This is a genomic window from Cronobacter dublinensis subsp. dublinensis LMG 23823, assembly GCF_001277235.1.
GTDB classification, from domain to species: Bacteria; Pseudomonadota; Gammaproteobacteria; order Enterobacterales; family Enterobacteriaceae; genus Cronobacter; species Cronobacter dublinensis.
Genome location: NZ_CP012266.1, coordinates 1,753,242 through 1,775,946 on the forward strand (window position 1 = coordinate 1,753,242; position 22,705 = coordinate 1,775,946).

The window sequence follows — 22,705 nt, forward strand, 5'->3', positions numbered from 1 at the left end:
ATGGGGCGTGCTCGCACAGGCTGGCTGCTGGCCGCGCTGCTGATGGCAGGTTGCCACTCTGCGCCTACCATTCCCGTCAGCGACGATCAGGCGGTGGTGATGGAGTCCAGCGTGCTGGCCGCCGGCATAACCGCTGAAAAACCAGACTTTTCTTTGCAAAACGGCAGGCCTGGCGCCGCCGCCACCATTTACAATAACAAAGACGCGCCCGTTACCGTCCACTATCGCTTTTACTGGTACGACGCCCACGGGCTGGAAGGCCAGCCGCTGGAAGTACCGCAGACCGTGGTCATTCCGGCGCAGGGGCGCGTGACGGTTAACGGCCAGACCGACTATCTGGCAGCCCGCAAAGCCCGTCTTTATCTCTATCTCTGAAGGGGGAAATGTTGAACAGAATGTATCGCTATGCGCTGCTGGCGACGGTCGCCCTGGCGCTGTCGGGCTGTATTGTACCCGGCGAGCAAAAACCTGCGCCGGTTGAAGAAGCGCAGCCGGGCACGCAGCAGCCCACGCAGCCTGTCCCGCCGCCGTCCGAGCCGGTGCCGACTGTGCCCTCCGTGCCGTCTGTTCCGGCGCAGCCTGGCCCGATTGAGCACCCGGCTGAAAACGCCACGCCGGAGCCTAAATCGCGCACCTATGACTGGAGCAGCGCGATGGCACCGATGGTCGGCAAAATGTTGCAGGCAGGCGGCGTGAATGCCGGCAGCGTACTGCTGGTTGACAGCGTCAATAACCGTACCAACGGCTCGCTGCAAACCGGCCCCGCCACCGAAGCCCTGCGCGGCGCGCTGGCGAACAACGGCAAATTCACGCTGGTCTCCGCACAGCAGCTCTCCATGGCGAAACAGCAGTTGGGTCTCTCGCCGCAGGACAGCCTGGGCTCGCGCAGTAAAGCCATCGGCATCGCCCGCAATGTAGGCGCGCAGTATGTGCTTTACGCCAATGCCGGCGGGAATGTGAACGCCCCTACGCTGCAAATGCAGCTGATGCTGGTACAGACCGGCGAAATCATCTGGTCGGGTAAAGGTGCCGTTCAGCAAACCCAGTAATCTGAGCCTGGAAGGGTTCTTACAGCAGAGTTTTCCGGCGGCTTCGGCCGCCGGTGTCGTTTGTGCGCTACCGGGCCTGAGCGACGGTGCCTGGCGTGTTGTTGTCGACGACGAAACGCTGGTGGTGCGCCGCGACGCGCGCGCAAGCCGCGCGCGCAGTCCACGCCAGTATCGGGCGCTGAAACGGCTGCCCGCAACGCTCGCGCCGCGCCCGCGTCGCTGCGACAACGGTTGGCTGGCAGTCACTTTTCTGCCGGGCGACATCCACGACGCGCTGCCGCCGGTGCCGCAACTCGGCGCGCTGCTGTATCATCTGCATCGTCAGCGCTGCTTTGGCTGGCGTATCGAACTGCTGCCGCTGCTGATGCGCGACTGGCAGCAGAGCGCGCCGACGCGCCGCACGCGTTTCTGGCTACGCCTGCTGCACCGGCTGCGCCGTCGCGGCGAGCCGCGTCCGCTGCGTCTTGCGCCGCTGCATATGGACGTTCATCCCGGCAACCTGGTCCAGGCGCAGACGCAACTGAGGCTCATCGACTGGGAGTATGCGGGAGATGGCGACGTGGCACTGGAGCTTGCCTGCGTCTGGCTCGACGACGCGACGCGCGAGGCGCTGCTTGTGGATTACGCGCAACGCGCCCTGATGGACGCGACGTTGTTGCGCCGCCAGGTAGCACGCTGGCGTCCGTGGAGCGGGTTACTGATGGCGGGCTGGTATGAGCGCCGCTTTCAGGAAACCGGCGACCGCAAATTTATCACACTCGCAGACGAGGCCTGGCGCCAGCTGCGGGGAAGCGAATACGAAGGGAGAGAAACATGGGTCCGGTAATGCTGGATGTGGAAGGCTTTGAGCTTGATGCCGAAGAGCGTGAAATTCTGGGGCATCCGCTGGTGGGGGGGCTTATCCTCTTTACCCGCAACTATCACGATCCGCAGCAGTTGCGCGAGCTGGTGCGTCAGATCCGCGAAAGTTCGCATAACCATCTGGTCGTGGCCGTAGACCAGGAGGGCGGGCGCGTGCAGCGTTTTCGTGACGGATTCACCCGTCTGCCCGCGGCACAGAGCTTCGCTGCGCTGCTGGGGATGGAAGAGGGCGGTAAGCTGGCGCAGGAGGCGGGCTGGCTGATGGCCTGTGAAATGATAGCGATGGATATCGACATCAGCTTCGCGCCGGTGCTGGATGTCGGCCACCTCAGCGCCGCGATTGGCGAGCGCGCTTTCCATGATAAGCCTGAAAATGTGCTGGCGATGGCGAAGCGTTTCATTAGCGGTATGCAGAGCGCGGGCATGAAAGCGACCGGCAAACATTTTCCTGGCCACGGGGCCGTCAGCGCCGATTCCCACAAAGAAACGCCGCGCGACCCGCGCCCGGCGGCGGAGATCCGCCGCCACGACATGCTGCCGTTTTGTGAGCTCATTAGTTACAACATGCTCGATGCGGTGATGCCCGCGCACGTCGTCTATAGCGATGCCGATCCGCTGCCGGCCAGCGGGTCGCCTTACTGGCTTAAACAGGTGCTGCGTGGTGAACTCGGTTTTGACGGTGTGATTTTCTCTGACGATCTCTCAATGGAAGGTGCTGCGATCCTCGGCAGCTATGCGCAGCGTGGCCAGGCGGCGTTGGACGCCGGTTGCGATATGATCCTGGTCTGTAATAATCGTAAGGGTGCCGTTAGCGTTCTGGATAACCTGTCGCCGATCAAAGCAGAACGTGTTACACGTTTGTATCATAAAGGTGTAATTACGCGTCAGGAACTGATGGCGTCAGCGCGATGGAAGCAGGTAAGCGGTGAACTTACCGCGCTGCATGAGCGCTGGCAGACGCACAAGGCGGGGTAATTCGTTGCCCTGAAGCTGCTACGCTGGGATGAAAATGCGATGATTATCTACTTACACGGTTTCGATTCAAACAGTCCGGGTAACCATGAGAAAGTGCTGCAACTGCAGTTTATCGATCCGGATGTGCGGCTTATCAGTTACAGCACGCGGCATCCAAAACACGACATGCAGCATCTGCTGCGCGAAGTGGACAAGATGCTGCAGCTGAACGTCGACGAGCGTCCGCTCATCTGCGGCGTGGGGCTTGGCGGTTTCTGGGCGGAACGCATCGGGTTTCTGTGCGACATTCGGCAGGTTATCTTCAACCCGAACCTGTTTCCGTATGAAAACATGGAAGGCAAAATCGACAGGCCGGAAGAGTATCTGGACATCGCGACCAAGTGCGTAGAGAACTTTCGTGAGAAAAACCGCGACCGCTGCCTGGCTATCCTCTCGCGCGAGGATGAGGCGCTCGACAGCCAGCGTTCTGCCGAACTGCTGCATCAGTATTACGAAATCGTCTGGGATGAAGAACAGACGCATAAGTTTAAAAATATTTCGCCGCACCTGCAGCGCATTAAAGCATTTAAAGCGCTCGGCTAATCCGCGTTACTCACGCAAAATCCTTTTACCCCCACCGATGGGCCAGCCGCAAAAGCTGGCCCATTTTGTTTATCTTTAATGCATAAAAATTGATGTACATCAAATTTGGTATGACCAATGCACCGTTCATGTTATGCTCGTCACTGTTGTGGGCCATGTTGCTAAACTATTGTTAATTAAAAGCTATTTTTAATAACTTTGAATTAACAATTAGTTAAACACTTTAAGGGGGTCACGTTGACTACGCCATTAAGAAAGATCGTTATCGTGGGCGGCGGCGCCGGCGGACTGGAGCTCGCCACGCAGCTCGGTCATAAACTGGGCCGCGGCAAAAAAGCGAAAGTCACGCTGGTGGATCGCAATCATAGCCACCTGTGGAAACCACTGCTGCATGAAGTAGCGACCGGCTCGCTGGACGAAGGCGTCGACGCGCTAAGCTATCTGGCGCACGCGCGCAACCACGGTTTCCAGTTCCAGCTAGGCTCTGTCGTAGACATCAACCGCGACGCGAAAACCATTACCCTTGCCGAACTGCGTGATGAAAAAGGCGAACTGCTGGTGGCAGAGCGCAAGGTTCCTTACGACACGCTGGTCATGGCGCTCGGCAGCACCTCCAACGACTTCAACACCCCTGGCGTCAAGGATCACTGTATTTTCCTCGATAACCCGCATCAGGCGCGTCGTTTCCATCAGGAAATGCTTAACCTGTTCCTGAAATACTCCGCCAACCTCGGCGCTAACGGCAAAGTGAATATCGCGATTGTCGGCGGCGGCGCGACGGGCGTTGAGCTCTCCGCAGAGCTGCATAACGCGGTGAAACAGCTGCACAGCTACGGCTACAAAGGGCTGACCAACGAAGCGCTGAACGTGACGCTGGTGGAAGCGGGAGAACGTATTCTGCCTGCGCTGCCGCCGCGTATCTCCGGTGCCGCGCATAACGAACTCACCAAGCTTGGCGTGCGCGTTCTCACTAACACGATGGTGACCAGCGCTCAGGCCGATGGCCTCAACACTAAAGACGGCGAATTCATTCAGGCTGACCTGATGGTCTGGGCAGCAGGCATCAAAGCGCCTGATTTTATGAAAGAGATTGGCGGCCTGGAAACCAACCGTATCAATCAGCTGGTCGTCGAGCAGACGCTGCAAACCACGCGCGACCCGGATATCTTCGCCATTGGCGACTGCGCCTCCTGTCCGCGTCCGGAAGGCGGCTTCGTACCGCCGCGCGCCCAGGCGGCGCACCAGATGGCTACCTGCGCGCTGGATAACATCCTGGCGCAGATCAAAGGCAAGCCGCTCAAGCCATACGTCTATAAAGACAAAGGCTCGCTGGTGTCGCTGTCGAAATTCTCCACCGTCGGCAGCCTGATGGGCAACCTGATGCGCGGCTCGATGATGATCGAAGGACGTATCGCGCGCTTTGTTTACATCTCGCTGTACCGTATGCACCAGATAGCGCTGCATGGCTATTTCAAAACTGGCCTGATGATGCTGGTAGGCAGCATCAACAGGGTGATCCGCCCGCGCCTGAAGCTGCACTAAGTAACGCATCCGCCTCTGCGCACGCAGGGGCGGATGACATTTTATTTCCGTCACACTTTCCCTTCAGACTTCTCTCAATCCGCTGATTCGCCCCGGCTAATTCCTTTTTTTGAGTCGTTTTCTGATTTGCCATTCGCTTACTCAATTGCAAAATTGTTACTAATTGCACAGCCGGGAGGAATTCCTGTGAATAAATCAATGTTAGCGGGTATCGGTATTGGGGTGGTTGCTGCGCTGGGCGTGGCGGCGGTGGCCAGTCTGGATGTGTTCAGTCCTTCGCCGAAATATGCCCAGGTGGTTTCCGCCACGCCGATTAAAGAGACGGTTAAAACGCCGCGTCAGGAATGTCGTAATGTCACCGTGACGCACCGTCGTCCGGTGCAGGATGAAAACCGCCTGACCGGCTCGGTACTGGGCGCGGTCGCAGGCGGCGTTATCGGCCATCAGTTCGGCGGCGGGCGCGGTAAAGATGTCGCGACGGTCGTGGGCGCGCTGGGCGGCGGCTATGCCGGCAACCAGATCCAGGGCCATCTGCAGGAGGGTGATACCTACACCACGCAGCAGCAGCGCTGCAAAACCGTCTATGACAAATCAGAGAAAATGCTGGGTTATGACGTGACGTACCGCATCGGGGAAGAGCAGGGCAAAATCCGTATGGACAACGATCCGGGCAGCCGTATTCCGCTCGACAGCAACGGACAGCTGGTACTGAATCAGAAAACCTGAAAATAAAATAGCGTTACGCACCATTGCCCCTCTTGCACTCAGGCAGAGGGGCTTTTTTATGTCTGCCGATTAGATTCACGGCGCGCAAAAGCGAAAACGCTCATGCGTCACTGAAGGCGAGGCATGAGCGTTTGAATTACATAGCACTGTGTTGTCTGAATAAAATAAAACCAGTGATCAGCACTGACAAAAATGCATAAAGAATAGAACCACCGCAGAACAACCAAAGGCCAAATAACAATGTTATTACTATTAACACCTTAAATAATGGTAATAGCAAAGCCATTTTCATCTTCCTTCTGTAGGTGTATAGCCAAAACGCGTCTCTTGTCTTCCCTCTTTGAAACTTGATACACCACGGATACTGTGTGGAAAAACGTCCTCGTCCCTGCATGGCCCCGTCTTCATGACGTAAATAACTCCAGTTCTAATAATTGATGGTGCTAATTAATTAGCACACGAATAATCATTTTTATGACGATCAAAGAGTAGCGACTCTGGAGGATATATTTGCCAGTTATTTCCTATTAATAAACAGCACAGAAGGGCCTTCAGCGAAACGGCGATGATTCATGGAATTAATATGAAAAAAGAGAGCGGCAGGAGCCGCTCTCAGGTGGCAGTGGGGTGCTTTACAGGAGGTGCGGCCACAACCGCATGGTCATATTCACAATTTGAATTAATTCTTCCTGCGTGGCGCCTTCGCGCGCGCTCACTGACATACCATGCACCAGACAACTGATGAAGCGTACCAGGGCGGGCAGGTTGCATTCTTGCGGAATTTCGTTTTGGGCCTGCCGCTCGCTCAGAAAACGCAGCAGAATCGCTTCGCGCTGCGTGTGACGCGCCTTGAGCGTGGCGGCGATCTCGTCTGACGATGCGGCGAGCGCCGCGGACGTCGTCACCATAAAGCAGCCTGCGGGCGTCTCTTTGCTGGCAAAGCAGTTTGCCACCGCGCAGAGATAGTCGTACAGCGCTTCTCCGACGCGTTTATCGGCGCGAAACAGCAGCGTCTCCTGCTGCTGCGCAAAACGCGCGATATAACGGTCGAGTACGGCGCGGAACAGCCCCTCTTTATTGGTGAACTCCGCGTACAGCGTCGGCGCTTTGGCGCCAGTCGCTTCGACCAGATGCGCCAGCGACGTGGCTTCGTAGCCGTGCTGCCAGAATAGTGCCATGGCCTTATCAAGCGCCGCTTCCCTGTCGAACACTTTCGGTCGGCCACGGCTTTTTTTTGCACAACTTTGGGTGTCTGTTGTCATGGTGCCGTTTAACCTCTTTATCAAACCTGCCTCCAAAATACCCCTTTTTGCCTCGGGAGTACCAGCAAAACCGCGCCGGATGTGGTTTTCATGGCCGGTGAGGCGTGAAGATAACATTAAAATAACGATCGTTAAGAATAATATTGACAGGTGATGCAGATCACAACTATCATTTTACTATCGATCGTTAATTAAATAATCTTAACGACCCACTGTTACCTGTCCGTCTTACTGATAAAAAAGGTTACCCTATGAAAAACGTCAACATGCTATTCGCCGCCGCCATCCTGAGTTCACTGTCATTCGCAAGCGTTGCTGCAGTCCAGGTCCAGTCAACCCCTGCAGGCCAGCAGAAAGTCGGTACTATCTCCGCCACCGCTGGCACTAACCTGTCGTCGCTGGAAGCTGAGCTGGCGCAAAAAGCGGATGAAGCCGGTGCGAAATCCTTCCGCATCACGTCGGCAAATGGCCCGAACACCCTGCACGGCACGGCGGTTATTTATAAATAAGCCGAAGCGCTTTACACAGCATAAGGCCCTGTCACTGGACAGGGCCTTTTTTCGTTCCGGGCTCAGATGGCGTCAGGGGCGGGTTCTGGCGAGTGCGTGGTGACGTTGACCGGTATGCCGGAACGCAGGAGCAGCGCGTGCTCCATGACGTCCCGGTCGGTCTGCGGCGCAGACTGGAACGCCGTCAGCGCCGCGTTCAGTACAATCGGCAGCGTCTTCGGATCGTCCTCAATCCGTTTTGACAGTGGCTGATGCACTTCCACCAGATGACGTCCGTCCGGTTCGACCGACGCTTTCACCGGCGCATTGATAATATTCACGCGCGTCCCGACCGGCACCACGCGGAACAGATGTTTGATGTCGTCATCGCGAAGGCGGATACAGCCGGAGCTTACGCGCATCCCGATACCGAAATCCGCATTCGTACCGTGCAGAAGATACACGCCGCCGTAAGCCGCGAGACGGATCGCGTGATGGCCCATCGGGTTATCCGGCCCGGCAGGCACTACCGGCGGCAGGTCAATGCCCTGGGCTTTATAGCGCGCGCGAATATTGGCGGTCGGGGTCCAGGTGGGGTTAGCGCGTTTTTGCGAGACCGACGTTTGCATCGTAGGCGTCAGCGTGTCGCCATCAAGCTGGCCGATGCCTATCGGGTAGACAGTGACGCTGTTTTCGCCGGGCGGGAAGTAGTAGAGCCGCAGTTCGGCGAGGTTTATCAGAATGCCTTCGCGCGGCGCGTCCGGCAGCAGCATCTGGCGCGGAATAGTCAGCACGCTGCCCGCGCGCGGCACATACGGGTCGACGCCCGGATTGGCCTGCAACAGCGCCAGAAAGCCGACGTTATAGCGTTTGGCGATCGCTTCCAGCGAGCCGCCGTCGTCGGCGACCGTATGGTAAAGGGTTTCGCCGATAAGCCGACTGCCAGGCGGCGGTAGCGGGTACGTATTCGCCATCGCGTGGCTTGCGCCAAGCGTCACGCTCGCGGCGAAAGCCAGCCAGGACAGCCAGCGGGTAAAACGCGCATTTTCTCTTTTCATTTACAGATCCCAAAGGCCGAGAAGTTTTTGTAATTTATCGATAAAGAGAGAAGTATGGCGGGGGTTCGTCCAGGGAAACCCTGGACGATTGCAAAGGATTGTAAAGTTACGCCCCTGAGCGGGGCGTGGTGGATTACGGCAGGGTGTGCTCGGCGAGTTGCGCCATAAACTGACGCACCCACTCCATACGGGTTTTACGCTCGTCAAGCTCGCGGAAGAACTTCAGGCGCGTCGGACCGTCGAGGCGGTAATGCTGCGGCTCTTTTTGCAGCAGACCGATAAGCCAGCCCGGATCAACATGGTTCTTCTCGGCAAACTCAATGGTGCCGCCTTTCTCGTTTGCCTCGATTTTACGCACGCCCAGCTTCTGCGCCTGCTGGCGCAGGGCGGCGATATCCAGCAGATTGCGCGCCGGATCCGGCAGCAGGCCAAAGCGGTCGATAAGCTCGACTTTGATCTCTTCAAGCTCCTGCTCTTTTTTGGCGCTGGCAACGCGCTTGTAGAACGACAGGCGCGTGTTGACGTCCGGGATAAAGGCTTCCGGCAGCAGCGAGGGCATCCGCAGCTCCACTTCGGTCTGCTGGCTGGTGAGATCTTCAAGCGACGGCTCGCGACCGGCTTTCAGCGCATCGACGGCGTTTTCCAGCAGTTCCATATAGAGCGAGAAGCCGATGGTTTCCATCTGGCCGCTCTGATCTTCGCCCAGCAGTTCACCCGCGCCGCGAATTTCCAGATCGTGCGTCGCCAGCGCAAAACCGGCGCCCAGATCTTCCAGCGAGGCGATAGCTTCGAGACGTTTCTGCGCGTCGGTGGTCATGGCCTTCGGCGGCGGCGTCAGCAGCCAGGCGTAAGCCTGATGGTGCGAACGGCCCACGCGGCCACGGAGCTGGTGCAGCTGCGCGAGACCAAAGTGGTCGGCGCGCTCGATGATAATGGTGTTGGCGGTCGGAATATCGATACCGGTTTCGATAATCGTGGTGCAGACCAGCACGTTGAAGCGCTGGTGGTGGAAATCGTTCATCACCCGCTCCAGCTCGCGCTCGCGCATCTGGCCGTGGCCGATGGCGATACGCGCCTCCGGCACCAGATCCGCCAGCCGCTGGGCGGCTTTCTGAATATTTTCAACGTCATTGTAAAGGTAATAGACCTGCCCGCCGCGCAGCACTTCACGCAGGATTGCCTCGCGCACCACCAGGTTGTCATACTCGCGCACGAAGGTTTTTACCGCCAGACGACGCGCGGGCGGCGTGGCGATAATCGACAGATCGCGCATGCCGCTCATCGCCATGTTAAGCGTGCGCGGAATCGGCGTCGCGGTAAGCGTCAGGATATCAACGTCGGCGCGCATCGCCTTGATACGCTCTTTGTGACGCACGCCGAAGCGGTGCTCTTCATCGACGATGAGAAGCCCCAGATCTTTCATCTTCACGTCGCTCTGCAACAGCTTGTGAGTGCCGATAAGAATATCGACTTTCCCCTCAGCGGCCTGCTCCAGCACCTGCGCCTGCTCTTTGGCGCTACGAAAACGCGACAGCAGCTCAATGCGCACCGGCCAGTTGGCGAAACGGTCGCGGAAATTGTCGTAATGCTGCTGGGCCAGCAGGGTGGTGGGCACCAGCACCGCCACCTGTTTATTGTTCTCGACGGCGAGGAACGCCGCGCGCATCGCCACTTCGGTTTTACCAAAGCCCACGTCGCCGCAGACCAGACGATCCATCGCCAGCGGCTGGCACATATCGCTCAGCACCGCGTTAATGGCCTGCGCCTGATCGGGCGTCGTCTCAAACGGGAAGCCTTCGCAGAAGAGTTGGTACTGCTCTTTGTCATGCTTAAAGGCGAACCCGGCTTTGGCGGCGCGCTGGGCGTAGATATCCAGCAGCTCGGCCGCCACGTCGCGCACTTTCTCCGCCGCCTTCTGGCGCGCTTTGCTCCAGGCATCGCCGCCAAGCTTATGCAGCGGCGCATTATCTTCCGCGCCGCCCGCATAGCGGCTAATCAGATGCAGCGACGAGACCGGCACATACAATTTCGCGTCACCGGCATAGGTGAGCATCAGATATTCAGCGGTAATGCCGCCCGCTTCCAGCGTCGTCAGCCCGGCATAACGGCCAACGCCATGCTCCAGATGCACGACCGGCTGGCCGGGGCGCAGCTCCGCCAGGTTGCGAATAAGGGTGTCCGGGTTAATGGTGCGGCGGCTCTCCTGGCGGCGGCGCGTCACGCGCTCGCCCAGCAGATCGCTTTCGCAGATAAACGCCCGGTGGCGCAGGGTGTCGATAAACCCGCGCTCCGCCGCGCCGATGCTCAGGTAGCAGCCGCCGTCGGCGGCATCTTCCAGACGCAGCAGGCGCTTCGGCGCGATTTTAATGCGCGACAACAATTCAGAGAGCGCCTCGCGGCGGCCCTCACTCTCCACCGAGAAAATCACCGGCCCGGTGAACGATTCAAGAAAACGGCGCAGGCTGTCGAGCGGCGCTTTCTGCTGGGCCTGGACGGCGATATCCGGCAGCGGCTGATAGCCGAGGTTGGTATTCGCGGCTTTATCGGCGAGCGCTTCGGTTTTGAGTTGCACGCGCGGCCAGGCTTTCAGCTGCGCGTAAAGCTCATCGGTGCGCAGCCAGAGTTCTTCCGGCGGCAGCAGCGGACGCATCGGGTCAACGCCGCGGTTCTCAAAACGCGCCACGGCGTCGGCCCAGAAGCGGTCAGCGCTCGCTTCGAGATCGCCTGTGCTTACCACCAGCGTGTTTTTCGGGAAATAGCTGAACAGCGGCGGCAGCGGCTCGCTGAAAAACAGCGGCTGCCAGTATTCGATCCCGGCGGGCAGGGTGCCTTTGCTCACCTGCTGATAAATATGCTCCGGGTCGCGTTTCACCTCGAAACGGTCGCGCCACTGGCTGCGGAACAGTTCAATGGCCGCTTTGTCGGTCGGGAATTCATGCGCCGGCAGCAGGTTTATGGCCTCGACTTCTTCCAGCGTGCGCTGGGTGTCGACGTCAAACAACCGCAGGCTGTCGATTTCGTCATCGAAAAAGTCGATGCGGTAGGGCTGCTCGCTGCCCATCGGATAGAGATCGAGCAGCGCGCCGCGGGTGGCGTATTCGCCATGCGCCATCACCTGGTCCACATGACGGTAACCCGCCTGGTCAAGCTGAGTGCGCAGCGTATCGCGTGAGAGCTGCTGGCCTTTTTGCATCACCAGCGCGTGGCCGTGCAAAAAGCTGTGCGGACAGACGCGCTGCATCAGCGTGTTCACCGGCAGGATCAGCACGCCGCGCTGCATGCCCGGCAACTGGTAGAGTGTCGAGAGGCGCGAGGAGATAATTTCCTGATGCGGCGAGAAGCTGTCGTAAGGCAGCGTCTCCCAGTCGGCGAGGTTCATCACCAGGCTTTCGGTAAACTGTTGAATTTCATCGTGCAGACGCAGGGCGTTTTGCATATCCGGCGCGATAAGCACCAGCGGGCCGGCGTGGCGTTCCGCCATTTCCGCCACCTCGACGGCGCAGGCCGCGCCGGTAAGTTCACCCAGTTGACGCTGATCGCCCGCTTTGACGGGCAGAGTGTAACGATATTGTTCAGGCATAGAAGGCGAAGCGTGCTCCGGTTGTGCCGCGTGTCCGGGATAAAAACCCGGCGACAGAGTGGGTTAGTGGTTCCATAAATCAGATCTGGGCTTTATTATCGTTGATCACTTTGCATTAGCAACCGTACAAGACGGATTTCATGTATCAACCTGTCGCGTTATTTATCGGCCTGCGCTATATGCGCGGGCGTGCAGCAGACCGCTTCGGCCGCTTCGTCTCCTGGCTCTCCACTATTGGCATCACGCTTGGCGTGCTGGCGCTGGTGACAGTGCTCTCCGTGATGAACGGTTTCGAGCGTGAACTGCAGAACAACATTCTCGGGCTGATGCCGCAGGCGGTAGTCAGCGCATCTAAAGGCTCCGTCAATCCGCAGCAGCTGCCTGCTGACAGCCTCCACTTACAGGGCGTTAACCGCGTTGCGCCACTGACCACCGGGGATGTGGTGCTGCAAAGCGCCCGCAGCGTGGCGGTCGGCGTGATGCTGGGCATCGATCCGACGCTGCGTGACCCGCTGACGCCGTATCTGGTGAACGTCAGACAGCAGGATTTGGCCGCCGGGAAATACAATATCATTCTCGGCGAACAGCTTGCGGGCCAGCTTGGCGTCAAGCGCGGCGATCAGCTGCGCCTGATGGTGCCGTCGGCAAGCCAGTTTACGCCGATGGGTCGACTGCCGAGCCAGCGTCTCTTTACCGTCATCGGTACCTTCGCCGCCAACAGTGAAGTGGACGGCTATCAGATGCTGGTGAATATCCAGGACGCCTCGCGCCTGATGCGCTACCCGGCGGGCAACATCACCGGCTGGCGGCTGTGGCTGAACGAGCCGCTCAAGGTCGATGTGCTGAGCCAGCAGACGCTACCGGCGGGTACTGAATGGCACGACTGGCGCGATCGCAAGGGCGAGCTGTTTCAGGCCGTGCGCATGGAGAAAAACATGATGGGCCTGCTGCTGAGCCTCATCGTCGCCGTCGCTGCGTTTAACATCATCACCTCGCTTGGGCTGATGGTGATGGAGAAGCAGGGCGAGGTAGCGATTCTGCAAACCCAGGGGCTGACGCGCCGTCAGATCATGGCGGTGTTTATGGTGCAGGGCGCGAGCGCGGGCGTCATCGGCGCGCTCTTTGGCGCGCTGCTCGGCGCGCTGCTCGCCAGTCAGTTGAATAACCTGATGCCGGTCATCGGCGCGTTCCTTGACGGCGCGGCGCTGCCGGTCGTTATCGAACCGTTGCAGGTCATCGGGATTGCGCTGGCGGCGATGGCCGTCGCGCTGTTGTCCACGCTTTATCCTTCCTGGCGCGCCGCCGCCACCGAACCCGCTGAGGCTTTACGTTATGAGTAATTCTGTGCTGTTACAGTGCGACAACCTGTGCAAACGCTACCAGGAAGGCAAAGTGCAAACGGATGTGTTGCACAACGTCAGCTTCAGCATCGACGCGGGCGAAATGATGGCGATTGTCGGGAGCTCCGGCTCCGGCAAAAGTACGCTGCTGCACCTGTTAGGCGGGCTCGACACGCCGACCTCCGGCGACGTGATTTTCAGCGGGCGACCGCTCAGCACGCTCTCGTCCTCGGCCAAAGCCGAACTGCGTAACCGCGAGCTCGGCTTTATCTACCAGTTCCACCACCTGCTGCCGGATTTCACCGCGATGGAAAACGTGGCGATGCCGCTGCTTATCGGTAAAGCGCCGAAGGCGGAGACCGAGCGCCGGGCGCTGGCGATGCTTGACGCCGTGGGGCTCGCGCACCGCAGCAGCCATCGCCCGTCGGAGCTCTCCGGTGGCGAGCGTCAGCGCGTCGCCATCGCACGCGCGCTGGTGAATAACCCGCGTCTGGTGCTGGCGGATGAACCGACCGGCAACCTCGATGCGCGCAATGCCGACAGCATTTTCGATCTGCTTGGCGAGCTTAACAAAACCCAGGGCACCGCGTTTCTTGTGGTGACGCACGATCTGCAACTGGCGAAGCGTCTCTCGCGTCAGCTGGAGATGCGCGACGGGCATCTGAACCCTGAACTGACCCTGATGGGGAGGGCGTAAATGGGTTCCGCGTTATCGTTACTGATTGGCCTGCGTTTTAGCCGGGGCCGTCGGCGCAGCGGCATGGTGTCGCTGATTTCCGTGATTTCGACCGTCGGTATTGCGCTTGGCGTGGCGGTGCTGATTGTGGGCTTAAGCGCTATGAATGGGTTTGAGCGCGAGCTGAATAATCGCATTCTGGCGGTGGTGCCACACGGCGAAATTGAGCCGGTCGACCAGCCGTGGCGTGGCTGGCAGCAGGCCGTGACGCGCATTGAGAAAGTCGACGGCATTGTCGCGGCAGCGCCCTACGTCAACTTTACCGGGCTGGTAGAGAGCGGGGCGAACCTGCGCGCCATTCAGGTCAAAGGCGTCGACCCGGCGCAGGAGCAGCGCCTGAGCGCGTTGCCGCGCTATGTGCAGAATAACGCCTGGCAGAGTTTCCAGGCGGGCAAACAGCAAATCATTATCGGGAAAGGCGTTGCGGATGCGCTGAAGGTGAAGCAGGGCGACTGGCTTTCCATTATGATCCCCAATTCCGACGACGACCATAAGCTGCTACAGCCAAAACGCGTGCGTTTGCAGGTGGCGGGCATTCTGCAGCTAAGCGGCCAGCTCGATCACAGTTTCGCGATGGTGCCGCTGGCCGATGCGCAGGGGTATCTGAACTTAGGTGACAGTGTCACGGGTATCGCCATTAAGGTTAAAGATGTCTTCAACGCAAACCAGCTGGTGCGTGACGCAGGCCAGGTCACCGATGCCTACGTTTACATCAAAAGCTGGATCAACACCTACGGTTATATGTATCGCGATATCCAGATGATCCGCGCCATTATGTACCTGGCGATGGTGCTGGTGATAGGCGTCGCCTGCTTTAATATCGTCTCCACGCTGGTGATGGCGGTGAAAGATAAAAGCAGCGACATCGCGGTGCTGCGCACGCTCGGCGCGAAAGACGGCCTGATCCGCGCGATTTTCGTCTGGTACGGGCTGCTCGCGGGCCTGCTCGGCTCGGTCAGCGGCGTGGTGGTCGGCGTGCTGGCGTCCTGGCAGCTGACCGCGATTATTCACGTGATTGAAAAACTGATCGGCCATCATTTTCTCTCCGGCGATATCTATTTTATCGACTTCCTGCCGTCAGAACTGCACGCGCTGGACGTGGTGTATGTGCTGGTCACGGCGCTGGTGCTGAGCCTGCTGGCGAGCTGGTATCCGGCGCGGCGCGCAAGCCGCATCGACCCGGCGCGGGTGCTGAGCGGGCAATAAATCAGGGAGCGGCGGATGTATTACGGGTTTGACATTGGCGGCAGCAAAATCGCCCTCGGGGTGTACGATGACGCGCGGCGCCTGCAATGGCAAACCCGCGTCGCGACGCCGCACGACAGTTACGAGAATTTCCTTGACGCTATCGCCGCCCTGGTGAACGACGCGGACTCCCGCTTCGGCGCCGCGGGTCACGTTGGCGTCGGCATTCCCGGTATTCCTGAAACCGACGACGGGCTGCTTTATGCGGCCAACCTGCCCGCCGCCAGCGGCAGGGCGGTGCGACGCGACCTCAGCGCGCGGCTTGGGCGCGAGGTGCGTATCGATAACGACGCCAACTGTTTCGCGCTCTCCGAAGCCTGGGATGACGACTTTCGCGTTTACCCGGTGGTAATGGGGCTTATTCTTGGCACCGGCGTCGGCGGCGGGGTTATCGTTGACGGCAAACCGGTGACCGGGCGCAGCTTTATCACGGGCGAGTTCGGGCACATTCGGCTGCCGGTGGACGCGCTCGCGATCCTCGGGCGCGATATCCCGCTTCTTCGCTGCGGCTGCGGTCAGCATGGCTGCATTGAGAACTATCTTTCGGGCCGGGGCTTTGCATGGCTCTGGCAACACTTCTACCATCAATCACTGGACGCGCCGGAAATTATTGCGCGCTGGCATCAGGGTGATGCACAGGCGCAGGCGCATGTGGAGCGCTACACTGACCTGCTGGCGGTGTGTGTGGCAAGCCTCCTCACGGTGCTGGATCCGCACCTGGTGGTGCTGGGCGGCGGGTTGTCGGGGTTTGCGCATCTGACGACGGCGCTCTCAGAGAAGCTGCCCGCCCATCTGCTGCCTGTGGCGAAAGTGCCACGCATTGAGCAAGCACGTCATGGCGATGCAGGCGGTATGCGTGGCGCGGCTTTTCTCCATCTCACACGCTCACGGAGTTGAAATGCAATCGCGTCGTCTGCACCGGCTGGGCCGGTTTCGAAAGAATAAACGTCGGCTGCGCGAGCGGCTGCGCCAGCGAATTTTTTTCCGGGACAGAATTATGGTACCTGAAGAGATGAATAAACCTGTGGTGGTTGTGTTAACCGGGGCGGGTATCTCGGCGGAGTCGGGCATTCGCACCTTCCGCGCCGCCGACGGGCTGTGGGAAGAGCATCGGGTGGAGGATGTGGCGACGCCGGAAGGTTTCGCGCGCAATCCGCAGCTGGTGCAGGATTTTTACAACGCCCGGCGGCGTCAGCTCCAGCAGCCGGAGATTAAGCCCAACGCGGCGCATCTGGCGCTGGCGCGGCTGGAGGAGGCGTTCGGCGACCGCTTTTTGCTGATAACCCAGAATATCGATAACCTGCACGAGCGCGCCGGCAATAAAAATGTGGTGCATATGCATGGCGAACTGCTGAAGGTACGCTGTTCGCAGAGCGGGCAGGTGCTGGAGTGGACCGGCGACGTGACGCCCGCCGATAAGTGCCACTGTTGCCAGTTCCCCGCGCCGCTGCGCCCGCACGTGGTGTGGTTCGGCGAGATGCCACTCGGCATGGACCGGATTTACGAGGCGCTGGCGCATGCCGACGTGTTTATCGCCATCGGCACCTCCGGGCATGTTTACCCGGCCGCCGGTTTCGTACACGAAGCGAAATTGCAGGGCGCGCATACGGTTGAGTTAAATCTCGAACCGAGTCAGGTCGGCAGCGAATTCGAAGAGAAGCATTACGGGCTCGCAAGCCAGGTGGTGCCGGAGTATGTTGAGAAACTGCTGAAAGGGCTTTGAGCCAGCGGTGTCAGAGGGAAACGGCGGGTGCGCTGGCGCTTACCCGCCCTAAAACTCACATAACGGTCTTATTCTGCGTAGGGTGGGTAAGCGCAGCGCACCCACCTTGTCACCCCGATAAACGTTAACGTCCCGCTTTTAACTTCTGGTAATACGACTCATAAATCGCGCTCGCGTCGCCGACGTCGTTCTGCCATTCGCCTTTCTGAATGGTCGCCTCGTCCGGGTAGAGCGATTTATCCTCCGCCACCTCTTTTTTGAGCAGCTTGCGGGCGGCGAGGTTCGGCGTCGGGTAGCCGATGGTTTCAGCCACCTGTTTGGCCACGTCCGGGCGCAGCAGGAAGTTAATCAGCTTATGCGCGCCCTCGACGTTTTTCGCGTTCGCCGGAATGGCCAGACTGTCCATCCAGAAAATCCCGCCTTCCTTCGGCCAGACTACCTCCAGCGGCGCGCCGGCCTGACGCGCGACCCACGCGGAGCCGTTCCACACCATGCCAAGATTCACTTCGCCTTCAAGATACGGGTTCGCCGGGTTGTCGGAGTTAAACGCCGCCACGTTCGGCATCAGCGTTTTCAGCTCGTTGTACGCCGCTTCAATTTCTTTCGGGTCGGTGGTATTGCCGGAAAGCCCGAGCTTACGCAGCGCCATCTGGAACACTTCGCGCGCGTCGTCGGTCAACAGCAGGCTGCCTTTATATTCCGGCTTCCAGAGATCCGCCCAGGACGTCACGCTTTTGGGATCGATCGCATCGCTGTTCACGCCGATGGCTGTCGCCCCCCAGATATAGGGTACGGAATAGTCATTATTCGGGTCGAACGGCTTGTTCAGCATCGCCGGATCCAGGTTATGAAAGTTCGACAGCTTGCTCTTGTCTATCTTCTGGATCATCCCTTCCTTGCGCATCTTGTCGACAAAGTAAGTGGACGGCACCACCAGATCGTACGCGCCCTGCTGATAGGTTTTCAGCTTGGCGTACATGGTCTCGTTCGATTCATAGGTCGAATAGATAACCTTGATGCCGGTCTCTTTGGTGAACTGCTCCAGCAGGCCTGGCGGCACATACTCGGTCCAGTTGTAAAAGTAGAGCGTTTTACCGTCGTCAGCCTGCGCGGCGCTCATGCCGACCGCCAGAGCACCCGCTGCAAGCAGGTGGCGTGACCATTGTTTCATTTTACGTCCCCTGAGTTGAAGGCCTGGCGAGGCAGGCTTTTGGTTTTATCGCGAAGCAGCAGCTGGCTTGCCAGTACCAGGACCAGCGACAGCGCCAGCAAAATGGTGGCGAGCGCGTTCACTTCCGGCGACACGCCCACTTTTACCATCGAATAAATCTTCAGTGGCAGAATTTCATAACCCGGCCCCGTCACAAACGACGAGACCACCACGTCATCCATCGACAGCGTAAAGCTCAGCAGCCAGCCTGCGGCCACGGCAGGCATCGCGAGCGGCAGGATGATTTTGCGAAGGATAGTGATTTCACTGGCGCCCAGGTCACGCGCCGCCTCCAGCATCCGCACATCAAAGCCTTTAAGGCGCGAATAGACGGTCACGACCACGAACGGCAGACAGAACGTGATGTGTGAAAAGAGCAGCGACCAGAACCCGAGCTCAATGCCCGCCAGCATAAACAACACCAGCAGGGAAATCGCCATCACGATATCCGGCGACATCATCACCACAAACAGCATGCCGCTGACAAACGGTTTGCCGCGAAACCGGTAGCGATAAAGCGCTACCGCCGTCAGCGCGCCGATAGCGGTCGCAAACGTGGCGGAGAACACCGCCATGGTCAGCGAGTGCCGGGCCGCCTGCAACAGGCTGTCGTTATTTATCAGCAGGCTGTACCAGTTGGTGGTAAAGCCCTGCCAGTTAATGCCGAAACGCGAACTGTTGAACGAGTTCACAATCAGAATAACGATCGGGATGTAAAGATAAGCGTAAATGGCGGTCATAAAACCGCCGCGCAGCAGTCGACCCATCATTCCAGCTCTACCTTCTTGTTAAGCAGGCGCGCGGCGCGCCAGTAGACCAGCAGCATCAGACCCATCACCAGCGTCAGCGTAATGCTGGTCGCCGCGCCAAATGGCCAGTCGCGGATGTTGAGGAACTGGCTCTTGATGACGTTGCCGATAAGCAGGTTTTTCGCGCCGCCCATCAGATCGGAGACATAAAACAGCCCCATCGCAGGCAGCATCACCAGCAGGCACCCGGCAATAATGCCCGGCATCGTCAGCGGCAGAATAATGCGCACGAAGGTTTGCAGCTTGCTGGCGCCGAGATCGCGCGCGGCTTCCAGCAGCGGCTTATCGAGCTTCTCAATGCTGGAGTAGAGCGGCATCACCATAAACGGCAGCAGGATATAAACCAGGCCGATAATTACCGCCGATGGGGTGTACATGATGCGCACCGGCGTGTCGATAACCCCGAGCCAGAGCAGGAACTCGTTCAGATAGCCGCGCGTGCTGAGAAAAAGCTTCAACCCGTAAATGCGAATCAGCGAGTTGGTCCAGAAGGGCACAATCAGCAGGAACAGCAGCAGCGGGCGCACCTTCGCCGGGAGCTTCGCCAGGAACCACGCGAACGGATACCCGAGCACCAGACACGCGAGCGTCGCCTGCAGCGCCATATTCAGCGAGTGCAGCAGCACCTCAAAATAGAGCGGGTCGAGCAGGCGCGCGTAGTTATTAAGCGTAAACACCAGGCTTACGAAATGCGCGTCGTCGCGGGTCAGGAAACTGGTGGCGATGATCATCAGGTTGGGCAGGAACACAAACAGCACCAGCCAGCCGACGATCGTGGCGATCACGATATTCTGGAATTTACGCGAGCTCTTCATCGGCCAGCACCACCTCCCAGCTTTCCACCCATGTCACGGCCATTTTCTGGTCGAGCGAGTGGTCGAAATCCGGGTCATCTTCGTTAAAGAATTCGCTGACCAGCACCATTTTGCCGTTTTCCAGCTCGACGACCGACTCCAGCGTCATGCCCTTATAGTTGCGCTCGCGCACAAAGCCTATCAGACCGTCGGCCTCGCCTTCGTCGTTGATCTCCTCAACGCGCAGATCTTCCGGGCGCAGCAGCACCTTGATCTTCTGGCCATCGGCGACCGGGAAACTGACATACAGCACGCACTCGCGGCCTTCCACGTTCGCCCGCACGCGCTGTGCGTCGACGCGCTCAATCACCGTCGCCTCAAAGATATTGATTTCGCCAATAAAGCTCGCCACGAAGAGGTTTTTCGGCTCTTCGTAGATTTCGCGCGGCGTGCCGTCCTGCTCGATGCGCCCGTCGCGCATCACCACGATGCGATCGGACATGGTCAGCGCTTCTTCCTGATCGTGGGTCACGAACACAAACGTAATGCCCAGCTTGCGCTGCAGCGCTTTTAGCTCGTTCTGCATCTGTTTGCGCAGTTTGTAGTCGAGCGCGGAGAGTGATTCATCGAGCAGCAGCAGGCGGGGTTTATTCACCACCGCGCGGGCGATAGCCACACGTTGTTGCTGGCCGCCGGAAAGTTGATGCGGTTTGCGCTGGGCAAATTCCTCAAGCTGCACCATCTTTAAGGCATCCATCACGCGCGGCGCTATCTCGCTGGCAGGCGTTTTCTGCATCCGCAGGCCGAAGGCGACGTTGTCAAATACCGTCATATGCGGGAAGAGGGCGTAACTCTGGAAAACGGTATTCACGTGGCGATGTTCGGCGGGAACGTCGGTGATGTCCTGCGAATCGAGGGTGATTCGCCCGGCGTCAGCATTCTCAAGGCCCGCGATAAGGCGCAGCACGGTCGTTTTACCGCAGCCGGAAGGGCCGAGAAGCGTCAGGAATTCACCATGATTGATGGTCAGTGAGAAATCAGAAATGACGGTTTTACCATCAAAGCTTTTCCCGATATCCGCCAGTTGTAGAAGCGGGGAAAGCGAGCGCGGCTGTGTATTCAATTTTTTTACTCTGTCCCGTAAAAAACGCATCAAGAAGAAACCGGATGCGGGGTTTGTGATGAACCACCTTTGGGTCTGGCACGTGATAAGGGCAGGCATTCTACGGCAAACCATTGAAATCGCCAATGCCACAGACGCTTTCCTGGCGGTTTCGCGCGTTTTTCGCGGGCTTTCATTCACGAAGGCGTATACGGAGCGGCTACTCCTTTTTTCCCGGCAGGATTATTCCTCTTCGCCGGGTATAAGGTGACCTGAAACAATATTTGTCTTTTAATGCTTAATGATAATGACGTCACAAAATAACAGGGGGTGAGAACATGGATAAATTACTCGAGCGTTTCCTGCAATATGTCACGATGGATACCCAGTCACGGGCCGGGGTGAAGCATGTTCCCAGCACCGAAAGCCAGTGGAAGCTGTTAAACCTGCTGAAAAACCAGATGGAAGCCCTGGGGATGACCCAGGTGGTGCTGAGCGAGCACGGCACGCTGACCGGTACGCTGCCGTCGAATGTTAATAAACCCGTTCCGCCCATTGGATTCATTGCTCATGTGGATACGTCGCCCGATTTCACCGCGAAAAACGTGAACCCGCAGATTGTCGAAAACTACCGCGGCGGGGATATCGCGCTCGGCACTGGCGAGGAGATCCTGTCGCCGGTGATGTTCCCGGTGCTGCATCAACTGCTCGGCCATACGCTTATCACGACAGACGGCAAAACGCTCCTCGGTGCCGACGATAAAGCGGGCGTGGCGGAGATCATGACCGCGATGGCGACCCTTGCGCAGAGCGATATTCCCCACGGCGATATCCGCGTCGCCTTCACGCCGGACGAAGAAGTAGGCAAAGGCGCGAAGCATTTCGACGTCGGGGCGTTTGACGCGCGCTGGGCGTATACGATGGATGGCAGCGGCATCGGCGAGCTGGAGTATGAGAATTTCAACGCCGCGTCGGTGACCATTAAAATTGTCGGCAACAATGTCCACCCCGGCACCGCCAAAGGCGTGATGGTGAACGCGCTGTCGCTGGCGGCGCGCATTCATGCGAAGGTGCCCGCCGATGAGAGCCCGGAGTGCACCGAAGGGTATGAAGGCTTTTACCATCTGCACACCATGAAAGGCTCGGTGGATCGCGCCGAGATGCATTACATCATCCGCGATTTTGACCGCGAGAATTTCGAGGCGCGTAAGCGTCGTATGATGGAGATAGCCAAAGAGGTTGGTAAAGGGCTGCACCCGGATTGTTACATCGAGCTCGCGATTGAAGACAGCTATTACAATATGCGTGAAAAAGTGGCCGAGCATCCGCATATCATCGAGATTGCGCGTCAGGCGATGGTGGATTGCGGCATCGAGCCGCAGATGAAACCGATTCGCGGCGGCACCGACGGCGCGCAGCTGTCGTTTATGGGCCTGCCGTGCCCGAACATTTTCACCGGCGGGTACAATTACCACGGCAAACACGAGTTCGCGACGCTTGAAGGCATGGAGAAAGCAGTGCGCGTGATTGTGCGCATCGCCGAGTTAACCGCCCAACGGGCGGGGTGAGGGCGCGCGGTAAGCGTGCATGAAAAAGGCGGGTGCGCTAACGCTTACCCGCCCT

Annotated in this window: 21 protein-coding genes; 14 read left to right on the forward strand and 7 right to left on the reverse strand. The window is 58.7% G+C overall.

The features are described 5' to 3' along the window. The 7 genes from AFK67_RS08020 to AFK67_RS08050 all read left to right on the forward strand — a co-directional run bounded on the left by AFK67_RS08020 (position 1) and on the right by AFK67_RS08050 (position 5,735). Entirely contained in the window at positions 1-375 is a 375-nt protein-coding gene (locus AFK67_RS08020; RefSeq protein WP_007711392.1) for a YcfL family putative periplasmic lipoprotein, read from the forward strand. An 8-nt stretch (positions 376-383) separates the two neighbouring features. Then, complete coding sequence (lpoB, locus tag AFK67_RS08025) at positions 384-1,049, forward strand: penicillin-binding protein activator LpoB (RefSeq protein ID WP_032966332.1); 666 nt, start codon at positions 384-386, stop codon at positions 1,047-1,049. Beyond that, positions 1,027-1,875 (forward strand): thiamine kinase, encoded by an 849-nt coding sequence (gene thiK, locus AFK67_RS08030; protein ID WP_038883859.1) that lies wholly within the window; start codon positions 1,027-1,029, stop codon positions 1,873-1,875. The genes lpoB and thiK overlap by 23 nt, the downstream gene beginning before the upstream one ends. Then, positions 1,863-2,885 (forward strand): beta-N-acetylhexosaminidase, encoded by a 1,023-nt coding sequence (nagZ, locus tag AFK67_RS08035; protein WP_007711384.1) that lies wholly within the window; start codon positions 1,863-1,865, stop codon positions 2,883-2,885. The genes thiK and nagZ overlap by 13 nt, the downstream gene beginning before the upstream one ends. 39 nt (positions 2,886-2,924) lie before the next feature. Beyond that, positions 2,925-3,467 carry an alpha/beta hydrolase YcfP gene (gene ycfP / locus AFK67_RS08040; RefSeq protein WP_007711381.1) on the forward strand — a complete coding sequence of 181 codons (543 nt, stop codon included), beginning with the start codon at positions 2,925-2,927 and terminating at the stop codon, positions 3,465-3,467. A 237-nt stretch (positions 3,468-3,704) separates the two neighbouring features. After that, entirely contained in the window at positions 3,705-5,009 is a 1,305-nt protein-coding gene (locus tag AFK67_RS08045; protein ID WP_032966330.1) for an NAD(P)/FAD-dependent oxidoreductase, read from the forward strand. 186 nt (positions 5,010-5,195) lie between these two features. After that, positions 5,196-5,735 (forward strand): glycine zipper 2TM domain-containing protein, encoded by a 540-nt coding sequence (locus AFK67_RS08050; RefSeq protein WP_007711376.1) that lies wholly within the window; start codon positions 5,196-5,198, stop codon positions 5,733-5,735. A gap of 632 nt (positions 5,736-6,367) precedes the next feature. Here AFK67_RS08050 and AFK67_RS08055 read toward each other — a convergent pair. Beyond that, a complete protein-coding gene (locus AFK67_RS08055; RefSeq protein WP_032966327.1) occupies positions 6,368-6,997 on the reverse strand; it encodes a TetR/AcrR family transcriptional regulator in 630 nt (209 codons plus the stop codon). 251 nt (positions 6,998-7,248) lie between these two features. Between AFK67_RS08055 and bhsA the strand changes: the two genes are divergently transcribed. Further along, positions 7,249-7,506, forward strand: coding sequence for a multiple stress resistance protein BhsA (gene bhsA / locus AFK67_RS08060; protein ID WP_007711362.1), 258 nt, complete (start codon positions 7,249-7,251; stop codon positions 7,504-7,506). 62 nt (positions 7,507-7,568) lie between these two features. On the opposite strand, the gene ldtC is transcribed toward bhsA, so the two are convergent. Together ldtC and mfd are read right to left on the reverse strand one after the other, a co-directional pair. Continuing rightward, positions 7,569-8,543: a L,D-transpeptidase LdtC gene (gene ldtC, locus AFK67_RS08065; protein ID WP_007711359.1), complete on the reverse strand. Its 975-nt coding sequence runs from the start codon at positions 8,541-8,543 to the stop codon at positions 7,569-7,571. 133 nt (positions 8,544-8,676) lie between these two features. Beyond that, a complete protein-coding gene (gene mfd / locus AFK67_RS08070; RefSeq protein ID WP_038883857.1) occupies positions 8,677-12,123 on the reverse strand; it encodes a transcription-repair coupling factor in 3,447 nt (1,148 codons plus the stop codon). 140 nt (positions 12,124-12,263) lie between these two features. On the opposite strand from mfd, the gene lolC reads away from it, so the two are divergent. Genes lolC through cobB form a run of 5 tightly spaced genes read left to right on the forward strand, consistent with a single transcriptional unit; the run spans position 12,264 to position 17,167 of the window. Next, entirely contained in the window at positions 12,264-13,463 is a 1,200-nt protein-coding gene (gene lolC / locus AFK67_RS08075) for a lipoprotein-releasing ABC transporter permease subunit LolC (protein WP_038883855.1), read from the forward strand. Next, positions 13,456-14,160 carry a lipoprotein-releasing ABC transporter ATP-binding protein LolD gene (gene lolD, locus AFK67_RS08080; protein ID WP_007711349.1) on the forward strand — a complete coding sequence of 235 codons (705 nt, stop codon included), beginning with the start codon at positions 13,456-13,458 and terminating at the stop codon, positions 14,158-14,160. The genes lolC and lolD overlap by 8 nt, the downstream gene beginning before the upstream one ends. Continuing rightward, the gene (lolE, locus tag AFK67_RS08085; protein ID WP_038883853.1) at positions 14,161-15,405 is read left to right on the forward strand and encodes a lipoprotein-releasing ABC transporter permease subunit LolE; all 1,245 of its coding nucleotides are present in this window, start codon (positions 14,161-14,163) and stop codon (positions 15,403-15,405) included. Between the two features lie 15 nt (positions 15,406-15,420). Then, entirely contained in the window at positions 15,421-16,341 is a 921-nt protein-coding gene (gene nagK / locus AFK67_RS08090) for an N-acetylglucosamine kinase (RefSeq protein ID WP_007711343.1), read from the forward strand. Position 16,342: 1 nt separating this feature from the next. Then, positions 16,343-17,167 (forward strand): Sir2 family NAD+-dependent deacetylase, encoded by an 825-nt coding sequence (gene cobB / locus AFK67_RS08095; RefSeq protein ID WP_007711341.1) that lies wholly within the window; start codon positions 16,343-16,345, stop codon positions 17,165-17,167. Positions 17,168-17,291: 124 nt separating this feature from the next. On the opposite strand, the gene potD is transcribed toward cobB, so the two are convergent. The 4 genes from potD to potA are packed head-to-tail and all read right to left on the reverse strand — an operon-like array spanning position 17,292 to position 21,133. Next, on the reverse strand, positions 17,292-18,338 hold the full coding sequence (gene potD / locus AFK67_RS08100) for a spermidine/putrescine ABC transporter substrate-binding protein PotD (protein WP_007711325.1): 1,047 nt from the start codon (positions 18,336-18,338) through the stop codon (positions 17,292-17,294). Continuing rightward, positions 18,335-19,147 carry a spermidine/putrescine ABC transporter permease PotC gene (potC, locus tag AFK67_RS08105; protein WP_007711323.1) on the reverse strand — a complete coding sequence of 271 codons (813 nt, stop codon included), beginning with the start codon at positions 19,145-19,147 and terminating at the stop codon, positions 18,335-18,337. The genes potD and potC overlap by 4 nt, the downstream gene beginning before the upstream one ends. Continuing rightward, positions 19,144-20,001: a spermidine/putrescine ABC transporter permease PotB gene (gene potB / locus AFK67_RS08110; RefSeq protein WP_007711321.1), complete on the reverse strand. Its 858-nt coding sequence runs from the start codon at positions 19,999-20,001 to the stop codon at positions 19,144-19,146. Before potB ends, potC begins: the two co-directional genes overlap by 4 nt. Continuing rightward, a complete protein-coding gene (gene potA / locus AFK67_RS08115) occupies positions 19,985-21,133 on the reverse strand; it encodes a spermidine/putrescine ABC transporter ATP-binding protein PotA (protein WP_038883850.1) in 1,149 nt (382 codons plus the stop codon). Before potA ends, potB begins: the two co-directional genes overlap by 17 nt. Positions 21,134-21,420: 287 nt before the next feature. Between potA and pepT the strand changes: the two genes are divergently transcribed. Beyond that, entirely contained in the window at positions 21,421-22,650 is a 1,230-nt protein-coding gene (pepT, locus tag AFK67_RS08120; protein ID WP_038872786.1) for a peptidase T, read from the forward strand. Positions 22,651-22,705: the final 55 nt, after the last annotated feature.